A 14,163-nucleotide genomic window follows, 5' to 3' on the forward strand; every position below is an offset into this window, starting at 1 on the left:
CGTCATCGACGATGCGGCCCTGGGCGGCGGTGTCGATGCGCAGGTTCACAAAACCCGGTCCGGCGACGTCGGCCGCCGCGATCCCGTCGGCGGCGGCCAGCGCCTCAGCCAGCCAGCCTGCCAACTCACGCGGGTTGGCGCCGACCTTTTTACCCACCTGAAGTGCCAGGTTGGTGGCGTAATCTCCGTGGTCAGGGTTGCGCGGGCGCTCTACCGTCACCGTTTCGGGCAGCGCATCAGTGTCCAGGTCGTGGGCGGCCAGCACCCCAGCGGCGGTGCTCTTGAGCAGCTCGGCCAGATCGGCGGGTGTCACAAGGATCCATCCTATGGTCTGGGGTGGTTGCAACCCGAATCGATTACCGAGGACAAAGCAGCCTCTCCGATGCGTTAGGCTATGCAAGCCCAATCGGCGCAGTGTGAATGCGCCCCCGTAGCTCAGGGGATAGAGCGTCTGCCTCCGGAGCAGAAGGCCGCAGGTTCGATTCCTGCCGGGGGCACATCTGGAGGGGTGGGGCTTCCCACTCCTGTGATTAGCCAGTCGAAGCCGACTTCGAGCGCGTAAGCGATGCACTCGAGCTCGTCGATCGTGAACGGCCGCTGGCCGCTGAGCGCCCGGCCGATGGTGACGCGGTGGATGCCACTGCGCTCGCCGAGCTCCTGCTTGGTCATCTCCTGCTCACCCATCTGCCCCTTGATGCGGCGCAGAATCTGGGCAGAACGCGGCATCGCATTGGGCGCGACGCTGATGCTGGTCACGACATTCTCGGTGCTCATGTGAGTCAGAGTATCAATTACGTAGCATTGTGTCACTAGTTCATGACGCGACGTAACAAATACGGCTCTTCGAAGCTCAAATCTGAACAACGCACCTCGATTTGGTTCACGGTGTGCTTGATTTCCGTTCGCATGCGTGCGTACTGTTCAACTATGAACAACGTGACACCATCCAGAACAGTCGCGGGGAACGTTCGAGCTGAAGCGGCCCGCCTTGGAATCGACAACCAGACCCTTTCCCGGGGTCTCCAACAGAACCGTGTAACCCTCGGCCGCAGTCTTCGTGGGGAGCGTCCCTTCACCATCGACGAGATTGTTTCTCTCGCACAAGTTCTCGGGACGCCAGTCTCCACCCTCCTTGCGGGCGTGGTCGACGCGGAGCGCGCGGCATCATGACCGCCACCCTCGCAACCATCCCCTTCCATGGCGACGACCTTCTAGTGGCCGACGTCGACGGCCGTCCGCAGGTGGTGCTCAACGCCGCATTCACCGCCATCGGCCTCGACGCAGCCACGCAGGTCGCCAAGGTTCAGCAGCAGCATTGGGCGCGAACGGGCGTTACGCCAGTCCGTCTCCCGGGTGATCCGCGCACCCGCAACGTCATCACCTCCGACGTCCGCACCTTCCTCATGGCACTCGCCACCATCCCCCTCTCCCGCGTCGCCGAGCACGTTCGCCCCAAGCTCGCCGCCTACCAGTGCGAGGTCGCCGACGTCATCGAAGCCCACTTCACCGCCGACCGTCACGCGGCCACCGTGCCCAACACGGTCACCTGGGATGAAGCCACCGCGCTGATCCGTCAGCGGTACGGCATCGACCTCGACGTCACCTCCGTCACCCGTGGCCTGCGCGATGCTGGCGTGCTCAAGCAGAACGGCTCGCCCAAGAAGGCATACCGAGATTGGTTCTGGCACACCGGATCTGCGTGGACCCTCCACCCGCACATCCTGCCTGAACTGACCCGCAAGCTGGTCGACACCCGCCGCGCACTGGGTGACATGCAGTCGCAACTCCAGCTGGATCTCGCGCTGGATGAGCAGTTGCGGCACGAGATGCGCGCACTCCCCGGTGGAAGCGAGGCCACCGCATGACCAACCCCCACCCCGTCACCACCTCCCACGTCGAGATGGGTGACGCCTCCGACATGGACCTCACCGGCATCTTCGCCGCGATCGAGGATGGCCGGATCGCAGATGAGGTGACCCAGTGACCGCCATCGACTTCATCGGCCCCATCGCCCTGGTCATGGCCGGCATCCCGATGACCCTCTGCGCCGTCGCCCGCCGCCCCAAGCCGAAGCCCGCCTCCCCCCTCGCGGCCGCCGTCGACAAAGCCTGGTCGGCTGACGGCAAGACCTGGCGCGGTGCTGACTTCATCCGGCCGAAGCGGGGCAAGAAATGACCGGCCTCCTCATCGCCCTCGTCGTCATCGGCTCCCTGCACCTGCTCGTCTCCATGGCCATCGCGGGACACCTCGGTCGTCTCGTGCGGATGGCGGAAGGGCGGCGGTCGTGACTCAGATCGAGATGCCCATGACCGGCATCTGCCCAACCCCCTCCAAGCAGTCCTACCGCTCACAGGCCACCGCCAAGCACGCCGAGATCGAGCGCCGGTCGCGCGGCAATCAGAACCGCCTCTACCCGTACGAGTGCAGCGCTGGCGGCCACTGGCATCTGACCCACCACACCCCCGAGAGGCAGTTGGCCGTGTTCAACCACGACAGCGGTGCCGCCGGTCTCACTGCGGTGTCCAACGCCTTCGAGGGCACCAGCATCCGGCACGTCATCACCGACCAGCCCGTGTGGATCGGTCGAGATGTCTGCGATGCAGTCGGGATCTCGAAGTACCGCGACGCCCTGGCCCAGCTCGACGACGACGAGAGGGTGTCCGTGGTCGTGGACACCCCTGGTGGGCCGCAACGGATGTCGGCGGTCACCGAGGCTGGCATCTACTCCCTGATGCTCATCAGCCGCTCCGACAAGGTGAAGCCGTTCAAGCGATGGCTGACCCACGAGGTGCTGCCGACGATCCGCAAGACGGGCCGGTACGACAGCAGCCTTGCCCTCCCAGATCGCAAGACGCTGGCTCAGTGGGTGGTCGACGCTGAGACCCGCGCCGATCTGGCCGAAGCTCACGTCGCCGAGCTCGAGCCCAAAGCCGCCTTCTACGACGAACTCATGGAAGCCGACGGCACCTACTCGATGCTGGCCACCTCCAAGATGCTCGGCTGGGGTCGCAACGTGATGATGCGGGAGCTGCGTCGGTCGGGCGTGCTCCAGGGCAACAACCTGCCTTACCAGCGCTACGAGCACCACTTCAAGGTGACGCCCGGGACCTACGTGCACCCGAAGACTGGTGAGCGAATCCCCACTGCCACAACGACTGTACGGCCGAGTGGTGTCGACTTCCTGCGCAAGAAGCTGGACCGGTCGCCGGTGGTGGTGGGATGAGCACCTGGATCATCGCGGCCTATGTAGCAGTGGCCATCACGGCATTCGTCGTCACGATTCGTGTGAACCGCGAGGTCTTGAGGGGCGCGATGGACGACGACCCGATCGGCGCGTCGTTCTTCACGCTCAGCATCGGCGTTCTTGCAGCGGCGTGGCCTGTAACCGTCGCGATGCTCGGCGCCATCGGGCTCACCTACCTCGCCATCAGGGCAACTCTGGCGGTGATCACCCGATGATCCACACCAAAGACTCCCGTCAAATCTTCGCAATCCTCAACCGCACCAGCGTCACCCGCGACGAACGCCTTGCCATCCTCAGCTACATCAACACCCGCGTCGTGAAGTCGACGAATGACCTGACGCCGTTCGAGCTGCAGATCACGGCCGGCGTTCTCTATTCGTGGGACGCCGCCGGTCACCTTGAGGCGCAGGTCGCTGACATCTTGAGCGGTCGGAGGGCGGCATGAGTTGGCTCAAGATCGCCTGCGCTGAACGTGACGCCATCTTTCACGCCGAACGTGACGAGAAGCTGCGGCCACTGTCTGGCTGCACGGACATGTCAGGAGAGCTGCATGGCGGCGATCCGCAGATGGACATCACCTGGGGACTCGCGTCGACGGATACGCCAGTGCTACGGGAGACGCGCTATCCAGCACGGGAGTCAGGTCAACCTGATCGTAAGCCCTGCGAGCACTATGCATTTCAAGACGACGGGTGGTGACGCGATGACCTACGATCCCGCATCCGCCTGGGACGAATGCAACAGTCCCGCAGTGTCATCCACGGGTCACACCTACTCGCCCGAGACTCAAGCCCTCCTGGCCGCCGTGATGTCCGGCGACACGTGCCCGGACTGTGGTGCGCCGAACGATCAGCAGCATTTCGATGCGTGCGTTCGGCACCCGGAGAACAGCCCGAAGCCGTGGGTGGTGAATGGCATCGAGGTCAATCCCCTGGAGCTGCACCGTGATGGCGATCTCGTCTCGGTGCAGATGGCAGACGGGCGAATCTTCACCGAGTACGTCGAAGACCTACGCAGACGAGTTGGACCCAAATCACCTGAGTGGCTTCAGGACTTGCTGAACAAGTCCGAGCGATTCATCCGCGAAGCATACGGGATCCCCACTGTTGACACCGAAGCGGAACTTCGCCGCGAGTTGGCCACCGTCACCGATGAACGCGACGCGTTGATCCGTGAGCGTGACGAGCTGGCTGATCGTGTCCATGACCTGGAGGAGTGGGCACGGGAACCGAAGGTGGTGGAGCGGTGAGCATTGAGGATCAGAGGGCATTTGGGCTCGACCTTGACAAGTGGTTCATAACCAAAGGGCACCCCAGCGCCAAAGGCCAATGGCTCGCCCTACCTCCCCATCGGGCGGACCTGCCAAAGATGAAGCCAATCCGATTCTCCACTGGCGCCGAGGCGTTGACCGCATTCGCCAGGGGCAGCTACTCATCCTGCGTCAAGGACGTCTTTGATGTTCGGGGTGGGCGATGAGCTGGCTCATGAGCGCCTCTGTCCGCGCCGAGTTCGCAGCCCGCCGGTTCTGGTCGAGTGTCCGTGATGCGTTGCGGGAGCGTGCGTCCGGGTTCTCTGATCGTGAGGCTGGGGATTTCCTGTCGCAGGCTGATGTGCTCGCCGCTGATCAGATGAGCCCGGATGTGGCGTTCGATGACGAGCCGCCGACATGGCCTGCCCCACCGCGGTTGCCCTCCACCCCCGACACCCCCGACCTCAACGGTGACCCCGAGGTTGAGGCGGCCCTGGCGGCCTGTGAATCCGAGGCTCAGCTCATGCGGAAAGCGGCTCTCGTAATCGCGCTACTGCAAGCCGGCGGTCCGGTGACCGAAGGCTGTTACGTCAAGACCATCAAACCCATCGTCGACGCCCTCTACCTCCGCGTCGCGACCAGCGAATGAAAAGCGGCCCCGCCCTGCCCGGCGAGGCCACCACGACACGGATTGAAAGGAACCCGATGTCAGAGCAACAACCTACCCGCAACGTCGAGCTGCTGGAGCGCACCATGCAGCACATTGACGACCATCCCGAACTGCACGACCAAGCCGACTGGGCGAACTCGTGCGGCACTGCCGCGTGCTTCGCTGGCTGGTCCGCCCTCCTAGCCTTTGGGACCTCAGTCCTGGATGGCTACGGGTTTGAGCTTCCCGCGCCGTTCAATGACAGGCTGCCCAACGGCAACCACCCACGCATGAGCATCCAAGCTGCTCGACTGCTGGGGCTCACCAAGGCCGAAGCGGAAACGCTGTTCGACGCCAACAACACGCGGGACATGCTGCGGCTGATGGTCAAAGATCTCGCGAACGGCGACGACCTGCGCGAGCTCGACGAGTACGAGAACGAGGCTGGCGCATGAGACCTCGAGTCCTCCGCACCCGCCTCACCCTCATGGCCCTCGGTGCGTTCCTGGCTGGCGCGGTCATCGGGTCTATGCCGAGCGCGAAGGCTGACGGTTTGCCGGCTGATCAGGAGCGGTATGTCGTGGAGTTCGGTGAGTCTGCGATGTGTCCGGTGCTTGATGGTTCCCCTGATTTGGCGGGGGTGTTGGGTGTCGGTTTGGGGATTGTGGGTGACGGGTTCGCTCCTGAGGCTGCTGGGTTGATGCTCACGGAGGCTGTCTCGCGTTGGTGTCCCCGGCATATGGCGTTGTTGGTGGAGTTGGGTAGCGGGCAGCGTGCGGGGGTGCTGCTGTGAGCGCCATCGTCACCGTCGACTACTACCGAGGCGTCACCGTCCAGATCCCCCACGGAGAAGCGAGCAGCGTCGACAAGGACGGCTACCTGACCGTCCAGCGCGCTCGCTATGGCGAGACCATCGCGACGTTCAAGCCGGGCAAGTGGGAGTTCATCGTGATCACCCCAGCCCGCGGTCCCGATGGCCGGTTCGTGAAGCGGGGCCGGTCATGAGTCGCCGCCTGGTAGTGGCCAACGATGAGCGGGTCTGCCCGGTCTGCTACCGATCCGTGTCCTGGTATGGGCCGCAGAGATTGATTGAGGCGCATATGGATTCGTTGCGGTGGCGTGAGTGTCCGGCGAGTCGGGAGCCGTTCCGTATCACGATCGCTGCGGACCTGGCGTTCCGTGCTGATGACATTGAGAGGCGGTGGGTTGCATGACCCGCCTCGCCCCCCTCCCTGGTGCTCTGGTCGCTGCTCACGGCCTGTTCCTGTCGACGGGGCCGGTGTTCTTCGCAGGGTTGGCGTTAGCGGTCGGGGCGTGGCTGGTGGCGGACTGCTGGAGGACGGTGCGATGAGTGACGTCGACGGCGCCAAGAAGCTGCTGGCAGACAACGGGTTCGTAGTTCTGCGCGAGAAGTCATATCGGCAGGCCCAGGAGCGGCAGCGAATCGCTGAATGCATGCGTGAATCAGCGGAGCGTGACGCCGAGTCGGCTCGACACTGGGCGCAGACGGAACTCTGCGAGGAGACAAGATTTCTCCGCAACCGCTGCGAGTTCCTCTATGGCGCAGCGATCAAGGCCGGCGCCGACCCGGAGGATCTGCGCGGGCGCATCTACCTCGATGACCACGAGCGCGGTCGGTCTCGCCTAAATCCGGCGGCCACCTCATGACTGTCAGCATGCGCCGCCTGGACAACTGGGTGATGGAAGCGGGCTCCCACGAGCGCGAGGAGGAGCGAGACGCCCGGCGGTTCATGACCGAATCAGACAGAGCTATCGGGTGTCAGCACAAGCGGATCGCGTCACGAGGGCCCTGGGGCTACTGCGTGACGTGCGGAGAGAGGTTGGAGATATGAGCGCGCCGGCGACCGAATCAGTACCCACCGAAGATGGCTTCTGGCCGGGGGTCCCCGACGCGATCTACCACGCCGACCATGACAGCCTGTCGAGCACCGGCGCGCGCAAGCTGCTGAAGTCGCCCTACAAGTTCCACTGGGCACAGGGCCAGCCGGCAGAGCACGCAAAGCATTTCGACCTTGGCCACTACGTACACGGCTTAGTGCTCGGCGTCGGAGCTGAGGTGGTCGTCATCGACGCTGCTTCTTTCAACGGCAAGGCGGCCCAAGCGCAGCGCGATGAGGCGTACGCCGAGGGAAAGGTTCCCATCCTCGCCGGCTGGGTGGATCCCGCCGAGACGATGGCGCAGCGCGTTCGCGATCACCACCTCGCGGGCAGCCTGCTCGCCAATGATGACGCACAGTTCGAGCTGAGCGCCTACTTCCATGACCCGCTCACCGGCGAGCGTGGCCGGGCGAAGTTCGACATCTTCGCGCCGACTGGCGACTGGATCGTCATTGGCGACGTGAAGACCACAAGCAAGTCGGCCGACCCTCGCACGTGGTCGAAGACGTCTGGCGACCTCGGTTACTGGATTCAGGACGCGCTCTATCGCATCGCGGCCGAATCCCTTGGGGCCCAAAACGTCGACTTCGTGTTCGTCAACGTCGAGACCGAGCCTCCCCACCTTGTGAGCGTTACCCGCCATCGGCCGCGGGCCGTCGAGCTGGGCCGCGCCAAGGTGCGCGAGGCATTCGACCTCTATCACCGCTGTCGCCAATCTGACATCTGGCCCGACTGGGGTCCAGGAATTCACGACGTCGATCTACCCAGCTACATCTACTACCAGGAAGAGGCAGAATGACCGCCACCGTCCAGCCCTACCAGCCGCCCAGCACTCGACCGGCCAGCATTGGCCAGCAGACCGCCGTCGAGCAGTCCCGCGCAATCGCCGAGGTCCAGGCCGCCGTCGTTGTGGCCCAGCAGATCCCGCGCGACATCCAGCGCGCCGTCGCCGAGATGCAGGAGTCATGCAGCCGTCTGGCTATGGCCAAGCAGGCGTTCTACCAGGTGCCCAACCGAGGCAACGGCCCGTCGGTGCATCTCCTGCGCGAGCTGGCCCGCATCTGGGGCAACGTGCAGCACGGCACCCACGAGCTGGCTCGCGATGACGACAAAGGCGAGTCGGAGATCCAGGCGTTCGCCTGGGATGTGCAGACCAACACGCGCACCAGCCGCACATTCGTCGTGCCGCACGAGCGAATGAAGGGCAAGGGGCGCCAGCAGCTCACCGACCTCGGCGACATCCAGAACAACAACAACAACGTCGGGGCCCGCGCCGTGCGCGAGTGCATCTCCAACGTCCTGCCGAGGTGGTTCACCGAAGAGGCTCAGAATCGCTGCCACGCAACACTGGAACACGGTGAGGGAAAGCCACTGGCCCAACGCGTGACCGAAATGCTGGGAGCGTTCAAGGGTATCGGCATCACCGAGTCTCAGATCGAGACCAAGCTGGCCAAGAAGCGCGGCCAGTGGGACGCCGGCGATATCGCACAGCTCGGCATCGCATACACATCGATCACTAGAGACGGCTACGACAAGGATGAGATGTTCCCGCCTGTCAATGCGGGAGTCAGCGCCGACGACATCGCGGCCAGCTCAAAGCGGAAGCCGAAAGCTGAGCCCGCCCAGCAGGAGATCCCCGCCGATGTTCTCATGGTCAGCGCTGAGCAGATCGCTGAACTCACCGAACTCCTCACCCGAGCCGCCGGCGAAGACCTTGCCACCCAAGCCGACTTCCTCGCCGCCTGGCGAAAGGGCCGCGGCAACGAGGAGCCGCTCGATGGGGTGGGCGACCTGAGTGCTGATGAAGCCGAGGCGCTGTTGGTGGATCTGAAGGGTGGGAAGTGATGTGGGACGAAGAGCGATGGCTCATGGAGGAGACTCCCGGCAATCCGAATGACTGCGAGACGAATGACGCCCGTCAGATCGTTTGCAGTATCAACGCACTCGTGTTTCAAGTGCGCCGACTGGCCGACACGCTAGAGCCGAAGGAAGGCCTCGCGAGAATCCGTCCGAGTGCGGCGCTCTGATGACCATCACCCTCTACAGCTCAAACCCCAACTGCCAACCCTGCCGTCTCACCAAGGCCAAGCTCGCCCGCCTCGGACTCGACTACGCCGAAGCCTCGCCGACTGACGAGGTGATGGCCACCGTCCGGGCGCTGGGCCTCGAGCTGACCGCGCCCATCGTCCAGGCCGGGGATGACATTTGGACTGGCTTTCGGCCTGACCGTATCGACGCACTCGCATCCGCCATCAACGCTGCCTGAAAGGACCACTCATGACGCTCAAGATTATCGGCAACCTCCCGGGAGATGACGCCAATGGGCTCGTCGGCCTCGCTGACGAGATGCTGGACAACCCGCTCAAGGTCCATGCGGTCATAGTCCTCATCGACTGCAAGACCGTCGAGACCGACCAAGACACTGGCGCGACCACCGTCAAGGCACGCATCCGCCGCGCTGAGCGCATCCGCCGCGAGGACCTGCCGACCGCCGAGAAGCTGGTGCGCCGCGCACTCGAAGGCCGATCCGGTGGCGAAGTGCTGCCCATGGAGCTTGAGGACGAGATCACCGCTGCGTTCTCCGATATCGACCCGAGGACTGGGGAGGTGCGGGGGTGAGTGATATCCACATCGACTTGCCATGGAAGCGCCCGCCGCTGAGTTCGAATCAGCGCCTGCACTGGGCCAAGAAGGCGTGCATCACGCGCGAGATCCGCCAAGCTGCAGCCCTTCTGTCTCGGAATGCACCTCGGGCGGAACGTCTGGTCATCACCCTGCACTACCGACCAAGGGACCGTCGCCGCCGAGACCGGGGCAACCTCTACCCCACAGTAAAAGCGTTGGTGGACGGCATCGTTGACGCTGGCGTTGTGCCCGACGACGACACCGAGCACGTCTCCACTCCCGAGCCTGTCATTCACGAGCCTGGCGAGGCTGCGCTGTGGCTGGTGCTGCAGTACCCGGACCACACCCCGAGTGGTCTCGATGAATTCCACCCGGCCACCACGCACAACCCGGAGGCGTCATGACCGACATCATCATCCGCCCGCGCGCCGATCAGAAGTTCGACATCTACGTTCGCGCCGACAATGGGCACTCGCTGCTGAACTCAAGCCAGGGGTACGAGCGGGCTATTGACGCCGAGACGGTCGTGCGGAACCTGTTTGGCGGCGGCGCTGCTGAGCGGGTGCGGCACATGCGCGCCTTTCTCGGCGGTCCAGATGTCAGCCCGGAGTCGCTGCGAGAAGCGGATATACGCGCGCTGATTGAGCTGCTGTTCGATCCGAAGTACGGCGGCGAGCCCACCCGCCTCACCGTCGAGTACCGCGATGGGCGGGTTAAGAGTGAGGTGATCGGGTGAGGATCGGATCCCTCTGTTCAGGAGCAGGTGCCCTGGACATGGCTGTCGAGCAGGTGTTCGGCGCGACGACGGCATGGCACTGCGAGAAGGATGATGCTGCCAGCAGGGTGCTTGAGCATCGCTACCCCGGCGTGCCGAACCACCGCGACCTCATCATGACTGACTGGTCGACCGTCGAACCCGTCGACATCATGTCCTTCGGCTGGCCCTGCCAGCCGTTCAGCCTCGCCGGAAAACGAAAGGGAGCCGATGACGAACGCGCCATCTGGCCGCACATCGCGCGAGCCATTTGCCTGGTTCGACCACGAATCATCGTGTTGGAGAACGTCTCAGCTGTCCTTGCTGGAGAGTTCGGACGAGTCGCCAACAGCTTGGCCAACCTCGGGTATGACCTCCGATGGACATGCCTACGCGCTTCCGACATCGGTGCCACTCACCAGCGAAACCGGTTCTTCGCCATCGCTACCGACACCACGCGCGTCGGACGGAACGAAGGGCGGGCCGAATCAACGGGGATCGTCGGGGGACCTGATGCTGCCCTCGGCAGTGATACGGATGTAGACCTGCTGCCAACACCGAGCGCTGCAGACGGCGGCGGCGGCCACCTCACCCGTTCTGGTTCTCGCTCAGGCGAGCTGCTTCTGCCTGGCATTGCGCGCGCCTATGGGAACGGTGAACTCCTACCCACACCAGCAGCGGCACGATCAGGACGAAACAGATCGCAAGGTCCGAACGCTGCGATCAGACCATCACTCGACAGCATCACCGAACTGCTGCCGACACCTGCCGCCGCAGACGGGGATCGCGGTCCAGATTTCGCCCGGGCCAACCGCGTCGGATCTGGTGGCGACGACCTGGTAACCATTTGCGCCCGCGCCACTCAGCAGCGGGGTAGCCGCTGGGGTAAGTATGCGCCGGCCATCGCCCGCTGGGAGGAAGCCACTCGCCCCGCACCGAGCCCCACCGAACCAAACACCAAAGGCAACCCGCGCCTGAATCCCGCGTTCTCCGAGTGGATGATGGGCTGGCCCGACGGCTGGGTCACCGCCGTACCAGGGATCTCGCGCAACGATCAGCTGCGCATCATCGGCAACGGTGTTGTCCCACAGTGTGCCGCTGTGGCGTTGCGGTGGCTACTGAGCCTTGAGATGGCCGCATGACCGGCGAGATCCCCTGCCCCGCCGAATCCCTCGGCCGCTGTGACGACGGCCGGCGCATCCATGAGTGCGACCTGGGGGACGACCACGACGGCGGTCATGAGTGCGCGTGTGGGTGGCGTTGGGCTGAGCGAGATGAGTGAGAGAGGGGCCGACTATGGCCGTCAGTAAGCGCTTGAGGCATGAAGTCCTCAAGCGAGACAACTACACCTGCCGCTACTGCCGGTCGGTTGACAGCCCACTGACCATCGACCACGTGATCCCGGTGGCGCTCGGCGGGACGGACGAACCAACGAACCTTGTTGCGGCGTGTAGAGACTGCAACGCCGGCAAGTCGTCGGTGCCGTCCGATGCCGCGCTTGTCGCCGATGTCACGAACGATGCGCTGAGGTGGGCTGGTGCGATGAAGCGCGCCGCAGAGATCGAACACGGCAAGCGCACTGACGATATCGCGTTCGTCGGCCGGTTCATCGAGAACGTGCAAGCCATCCTCGAGGCTGACCCCAATGAGCGGACCTACTGCGTCCCCGATCTCAGGTCGCCCGCGGTCGGTGGACTTGAGGGCATACGCAGGACTGTCCTCCAGTTCCGTGACAACGGACTCGATCTCGATGACCTAGATCGGGCCATTCGGAAGGCGTCAGCCAATCGCGCAATCAGTGATCAGCACAACTGGAAGTACTTCTGTGGCGTCGCCTGGGGGATCATCCGCGATCGGCAAGAGGTCGCGCGTCAACTCTTGGAGGCCGAGTAGTGCCTTGGTTCTACGTCGACGACATGTTCGCGGACAGCAAGCCAGTGATGGCCCTGGACCGCGCACTACGCAATGAAGCAATTGGGCTTTGGGTGCGGTGTGGGGCATGGTCGGCCAAGGAGGAGACGGATGGCCGCGTGCCTCTCGATACCGTCAAATCCTTCGGCGGGACACCGCGATTGATCCGTGCCCTACACCAGCAAGCCAACCTCTGGGGCCATGAGAATCCGGAGATTCCGCCGGAATCTTGGCGAGATTCTCGCGAAATTTTGTTCAAATCTTGGGAAAAATGGCAGAAAACTAGGGCCGAAAATGCAGCCAAGCGCGAAGCCGACGCGGCCCGCCAGTCGAGCTATCGGAAGGGCAAAAAGGGACGGAATTACGTCCCCCCTAAAGCGACTAGCAGCGACGACGCAGAAGTGTCACAGCGTGACAGTGACGAGTCGGAATCGGCCGACAGCAAATTTGTGTCACGGTGTGAGTCACAGCGCCCCGACCCAGACCCGACCCGACCCAACCCTTCTCTTGTAGAGACTTCTCAAGAAGGGGTTACGTCAGGTGACGCGCGAGAAGCCCCCCCGAAATGTCGACGGCACAAGGAGAACTCACCCTCGCCGTGTCCGGCATGCAAGGCGCGGCGCAAGTGGGACGAGGCCGAAGCTGACCGCCAGAAGGCTGACGAGGTGGCCACCCGCCGGCGCCGCCGTGAAGCCATCGACCTCTGTGACCTCTGTGACCGAAATGGCAAGCGCGACTTCGGCAGCTTCATGGGCACCTGCGCCCACCCGGACAACCCGCCCGAACTCCAGGAGGCATCCAATGCCTGAACTCAACCCCGACGGCACCGTGTCCGACGGCACGGTCTACGAGATCCCCGCCGAGCCCACCACCACCGAGGTCCGCGCCCAAGCCATCGCCGCCTGCACTCGCTGCGACGCACAGGGCTACCGAGGCACGCTCGTCTGCGATCACACCGACCGCGACACCCGCCATGGCCGCGAGCTCATGCGGGCCGAGCTGGCCAAGATCCGCAAGCGCCAGGCCGACCGCGCGCGCACCGAGTCGCCGGCGGTTGAGCCATGACCGCCACCAACGTCGTCGCCCTGCTCTCGGCGCTCGTGATCGTGGGGTTGTTCGTTCGGGCGGTGACGAGATGAGCCAGGAAGCCTTGTTTTTGCTTGACGAGCGGTCCGTGGAGCGATCAAAACCCACTCCCGAGGGTGGTTACACCAGAGCGGGGTCCGGCGAGGCTCTCAGCACCGCCGCCGCTGCCGGCCCACTCCGTTACCGAACTCGCCCCGACCTGTGCGCCACCCATGGTCATCCCGGCGTCACGTTCAACCCGCTCCACGACTACACCTCCTGCCTGTGCGGGGAACGCCGGTACGAGGGCTGCCCACCGTCTGTGGATCTACATCTGGCGTGCTGCCACGGACCACTGACCGAACCAATCGAGGAGGGGCGATGAGCGAGCGACAGGCCATCCTCACGCGACCGAACGGCAAGCCGTACACACCGCGATTCACCGGCCTTCAAGCGCACTTATGGGAGAACCACAACATCGGGGAATCCGGGGTAATCATCTTCGGCACTCTCGACCCGGATCAGGCGCATGACTTAGCCGTCCAGATGTGCCGTTACTGGTACGGCGTCAACGGTGTTGGCGACCCGCAGCCGGGTTGGTATCGCAACGGATTCCAGAACGGCGAACGGTGGTGGATCCGTGACGATGTGCGGGGCCGACCGGGCGTGATGTTCGAGGCGGTGGACCGATGACAAAGCGACTCGATCAGATGTGCCTCGACTTTGGGTTGAGCACACCTACCAAGACCCCCCAGCCCTTTAACCGA

At 64.1% G+C, this 14,163-nt stretch carries 24 protein-coding genes, 1 tRNA gene and 2 pseudogenes; 25 read left to right on the plus strand and 2 right to left on the minus strand.

Annotation, left to right across the window (positions count from 1 at the left end; translation table 11 throughout):
- Positions 1-313: pseudogene (locus WBB07_RS17415) on the minus strand (arginine--tRNA ligase); the annotation flags it as partial.
- Between the two features lie 111 nt (positions 314-424).
- Here WBB07_RS17415 and WBB07_RS17420 point away from each other — a divergent pair.
- Positions 425-497, plus strand: a tRNA-Arg gene (locus WBB07_RS17420).
- 46 nt (positions 498-543) lie between these two features.
- Here the strand turns inward: WBB07_RS17420 and WBB07_RS17425 are convergent.
- Positions 544-774 (minus strand): annotated as a pseudogene (locus WBB07_RS17425) (helix-turn-helix domain-containing protein); the annotation flags it as partial.
- 392 nt (positions 775-1,166) lie between these two features.
- Here WBB07_RS17425 and WBB07_RS17430 point away from each other — a divergent pair.
- From WBB07_RS17430 to WBB07_RS17545, 24 genes are all read left to right on the plus strand, one after another.
- A complete protein-coding gene (locus WBB07_RS17430) occupies positions 1,167-1,865 on the plus strand; it encodes a phage antirepressor N-terminal domain-containing protein (RefSeq protein ID WP_526309651.1) in 699 nt (232 codons plus the stop codon).
- Positions 1,862-1,984, plus strand: a complete 123-nt coding sequence (locus WBB07_RS17435) for a hypothetical protein (protein WP_526309652.1) — start codon at positions 1,862-1,864, stop codon at positions 1,982-1,984. The genes WBB07_RS17430 and WBB07_RS17435 overlap by 4 nt, the downstream gene beginning before the upstream one ends.
- Positions 1,981-2,175: a hypothetical protein gene (locus tag WBB07_RS17440; RefSeq protein WP_526309653.1), complete on the plus strand. Its 195-nt coding sequence runs from the start codon at positions 1,981-1,983 to the stop codon at positions 2,173-2,175. The genes WBB07_RS17435 and WBB07_RS17440 overlap by 4 nt, the downstream gene beginning before the upstream one ends.
- A 109-nt stretch (positions 2,176-2,284) precedes the next feature.
- Entirely contained in the window at positions 2,285-3,223 is a 939-nt protein-coding gene (locus WBB07_RS17445; protein WP_526309654.1) for a phage antirepressor KilAC domain-containing protein, read from the plus strand.
- A complete protein-coding gene (locus WBB07_RS17450) occupies positions 3,220-3,459 on the plus strand; it encodes a hypothetical protein (protein ID WP_526309655.1) in 240 nt (79 codons plus the stop codon). The genes WBB07_RS17445 and WBB07_RS17450 overlap by 4 nt, the downstream gene beginning before the upstream one ends.
- On the plus strand, positions 3,456-3,689 hold the full coding sequence (locus tag WBB07_RS17455) for a hypothetical protein (RefSeq protein ID WP_526309656.1): 234 nt from the start codon (positions 3,456-3,458) through the stop codon (positions 3,687-3,689). Before WBB07_RS17450 ends, WBB07_RS17455 begins: the two co-directional genes overlap by 4 nt.
- Entirely contained in the window at positions 3,686-3,943 is a 258-nt protein-coding gene (locus WBB07_RS17460; protein WP_526309657.1) for a hypothetical protein, read from the plus strand. The genes WBB07_RS17455 and WBB07_RS17460 overlap by 4 nt, the downstream gene beginning before the upstream one ends.
- 52 nt (positions 3,944-3,995) lie before the next feature.
- Positions 3,996-4,493, plus strand: a complete 498-nt coding sequence (locus tag WBB07_RS17465; protein WP_526309658.1) for a hypothetical protein — start codon at positions 3,996-3,998, stop codon at positions 4,491-4,493.
- 235 nt (positions 4,494-4,728) lie between these two features.
- A complete protein-coding gene (locus WBB07_RS17470; RefSeq protein ID WP_526309659.1) occupies positions 4,729-5,142 on the plus strand; it encodes a hypothetical protein in 414 nt (137 codons plus the stop codon).
- Positions 5,143-5,198: 56 nt separating this feature from the next.
- Positions 5,199-5,597 (plus strand): hypothetical protein, encoded by a 399-nt coding sequence (locus WBB07_RS17475; protein WP_526309660.1) that lies wholly within the window; start codon positions 5,199-5,201, stop codon positions 5,595-5,597.
- Positions 5,594-5,935, plus strand: coding sequence for a DUF732 domain-containing protein (locus WBB07_RS17480; RefSeq protein WP_526309661.1), 342 nt, complete (start codon positions 5,594-5,596; stop codon positions 5,933-5,935). The genes WBB07_RS17475 and WBB07_RS17480 overlap by 4 nt, the downstream gene beginning before the upstream one ends.
- Positions 5,932-6,147: a hypothetical protein gene (locus tag WBB07_RS17485; RefSeq protein WP_526309662.1), complete on the plus strand. Its 216-nt coding sequence runs from the start codon at positions 5,932-5,934 to the stop codon at positions 6,145-6,147. The genes WBB07_RS17480 and WBB07_RS17485 overlap by 4 nt, the downstream gene beginning before the upstream one ends.
- A gap of 342 nt (positions 6,148-6,489) precedes the next feature.
- A complete protein-coding gene (locus WBB07_RS17490) occupies positions 6,490-6,810 on the plus strand; it encodes a hypothetical protein (RefSeq protein ID WP_526309663.1) in 321 nt (106 codons plus the stop codon).
- A gap of 181 nt (positions 6,811-6,991) precedes the next feature.
- Positions 6,992-7,840: a PD-(D/E)XK nuclease-like domain-containing protein gene (locus WBB07_RS17495; RefSeq protein ID WP_526309664.1), complete on the plus strand. Its 849-nt coding sequence runs from the start codon at positions 6,992-6,994 to the stop codon at positions 7,838-7,840.
- Positions 7,837-8,886, plus strand: a complete 1,050-nt coding sequence (locus tag WBB07_RS17500; RefSeq protein ID WP_526309665.1) for a hypothetical protein — start codon at positions 7,837-7,839, stop codon at positions 8,884-8,886. The genes WBB07_RS17495 and WBB07_RS17500 overlap by 4 nt, the downstream gene beginning before the upstream one ends.
- 181 nt (positions 8,887-9,067) lie before the next feature.
- Positions 9,068-9,307, plus strand: coding sequence for a glutaredoxin family protein (locus WBB07_RS17505; protein WP_526309666.1), 240 nt, complete (start codon positions 9,068-9,070; stop codon positions 9,305-9,307).
- Positions 9,308-9,318: 11 nt separating this feature from the next.
- On the plus strand, positions 9,319-9,660 hold the full coding sequence (locus WBB07_RS17510; protein WP_526309667.1) for a hypothetical protein: 342 nt from the start codon (positions 9,319-9,321) through the stop codon (positions 9,658-9,660).
- The gene (locus WBB07_RS17515) at positions 9,657-10,070 is read left to right on the plus strand and encodes a hypothetical protein (protein WP_526309668.1); all 414 of its coding nucleotides are present in this window, start codon (positions 9,657-9,659) and stop codon (positions 10,068-10,070) included. Before WBB07_RS17510 ends, WBB07_RS17515 begins: the two co-directional genes overlap by 4 nt.
- A complete protein-coding gene (locus tag WBB07_RS17520; protein ID WP_526309669.1) occupies positions 10,067-10,402 on the plus strand; it encodes a hypothetical protein in 336 nt (111 codons plus the stop codon). Before WBB07_RS17515 ends, WBB07_RS17520 begins: the two co-directional genes overlap by 4 nt.
- The gene (locus tag WBB07_RS17525) at positions 10,399-11,562 is read left to right on the plus strand and encodes a DNA cytosine methyltransferase (protein ID WP_526309670.1); all 1,164 of its coding nucleotides are present in this window, start codon (positions 10,399-10,401) and stop codon (positions 11,560-11,562) included. The genes WBB07_RS17520 and WBB07_RS17525 overlap by 4 nt, the downstream gene beginning before the upstream one ends.
- 154 nt (positions 11,563-11,716) lie before the next feature.
- Entirely contained in the window at positions 11,717-12,313 is a 597-nt protein-coding gene (locus WBB07_RS17530) for an HNH endonuclease (RefSeq protein ID WP_526309671.1), read from the plus strand.
- A complete protein-coding gene (locus WBB07_RS17535; protein ID WP_526309672.1) occupies positions 12,313-13,140 on the plus strand; it encodes a hypothetical protein in 828 nt (275 codons plus the stop codon). Before WBB07_RS17530 ends, WBB07_RS17535 begins: the two co-directional genes overlap by 1 nt.
- Positions 13,133-13,396 carry a hypothetical protein gene (locus WBB07_RS17540; RefSeq protein ID WP_526309673.1) on the plus strand — a complete coding sequence of 88 codons (264 nt, stop codon included), beginning with the start codon at positions 13,133-13,135 and terminating at the stop codon, positions 13,394-13,396. Before WBB07_RS17535 ends, WBB07_RS17540 begins: the two co-directional genes overlap by 8 nt.
- A 381-nt stretch (positions 13,397-13,777) precedes the next feature.
- Positions 13,778-14,089 (plus strand): hypothetical protein, encoded by a 312-nt coding sequence (locus WBB07_RS17545; RefSeq protein ID WP_526309674.1) that lies wholly within the window; start codon positions 13,778-13,780, stop codon positions 14,087-14,089.
- Positions 14,090-14,163: the final 74 nt, after the last annotated feature.

Origin of the sequence: Mycobacterium sp. (assembly GCF_049647605.1) — a bacterium.
In the GTDB taxonomy this organism is placed as follows: domain Bacteria; phylum Actinomycetota; class Actinomycetes; order Mycobacteriales; family Mycobacteriaceae; genus Mycobacterium.

Coding starts and splice junctions, on each gene's coding strand:
- WBB07_RS17495 (WP_526309664.1), top strand. CDS start 6,992: ATGAGCGCGCCGGCGACCGAATCAGTACCCACCGAAGATGGCTTCTGG.
- WBB07_RS17505 (WP_526309666.1), top strand. CDS start 9,068: ATGACCATCACCCTCTACAGCTCAAACCCCAACTGCCAACCCTGCCGT.
- WBB07_RS17490 (WP_526309663.1), top strand. CDS start 6,490: ATGAGTGACGTCGACGGCGCCAAGAAGCTGCTGGCAGACAACGGGTTC.
- WBB07_RS17510 (WP_526309667.1), top strand. CDS start 9,319: ATGACGCTCAAGATTATCGGCAACCTCCCGGGAGATGACGCCAATGGG.
- WBB07_RS17450 (WP_526309655.1), top strand. CDS start 3,220: ATGAGCACCTGGATCATCGCGGCCTATGTAGCAGTGGCCATCACGGCA.
- WBB07_RS17435 (WP_526309652.1), top strand. CDS start 1,862: ATGACCAACCCCCACCCCGTCACCACCTCCCACGTCGAGATGGGTGAC.
- WBB07_RS17500 (WP_526309665.1), top strand. CDS start 7,837: ATGACCGCCACCGTCCAGCCCTACCAGCCGCCCAGCACTCGACCGGCC.
- WBB07_RS17540 (WP_526309673.1), top strand. CDS start 13,133: ATGCCTGAACTCAACCCCGACGGCACCGTGTCCGACGGCACGGTCTAC.
- WBB07_RS17545 (WP_526309674.1), top strand. CDS start 13,778: ATGAGCGAGCGACAGGCCATCCTCACGCGACCGAACGGCAAGCCGTAC.
- WBB07_RS17475 (WP_526309660.1), top strand. CDS start 5,199: ATGTCAGAGCAACAACCTACCCGCAACGTCGAGCTGCTGGAGCGCACC.
- WBB07_RS17470 (WP_526309659.1), top strand. CDS start 4,729: ATGAGCGCCTCTGTCCGCGCCGAGTTCGCAGCCCGCCGGTTCTGGTCG.
- WBB07_RS17430 (WP_526309651.1), top strand. CDS start 1,167: ATGACCGCCACCCTCGCAACCATCCCCTTCCATGGCGACGACCTTCTA.
- WBB07_RS17530 (WP_526309671.1), top strand. CDS start 11,717: ATGGCCGTCAGTAAGCGCTTGAGGCATGAAGTCCTCAAGCGAGACAAC.
- WBB07_RS17520 (WP_526309669.1), top strand. CDS start 10,067: ATGACCGACATCATCATCCGCCCGCGCGCCGATCAGAAGTTCGACATC.
- WBB07_RS17480 (WP_526309661.1), top strand. CDS start 5,594: ATGAGACCTCGAGTCCTCCGCACCCGCCTCACCCTCATGGCCCTCGGT.
- WBB07_RS17455 (WP_526309656.1), top strand. CDS start 3,456: ATGATCCACACCAAAGACTCCCGTCAAATCTTCGCAATCCTCAACCGC.
- WBB07_RS17460 (WP_526309657.1), top strand. CDS start 3,686: ATGAGTTGGCTCAAGATCGCCTGCGCTGAACGTGACGCCATCTTTCAC.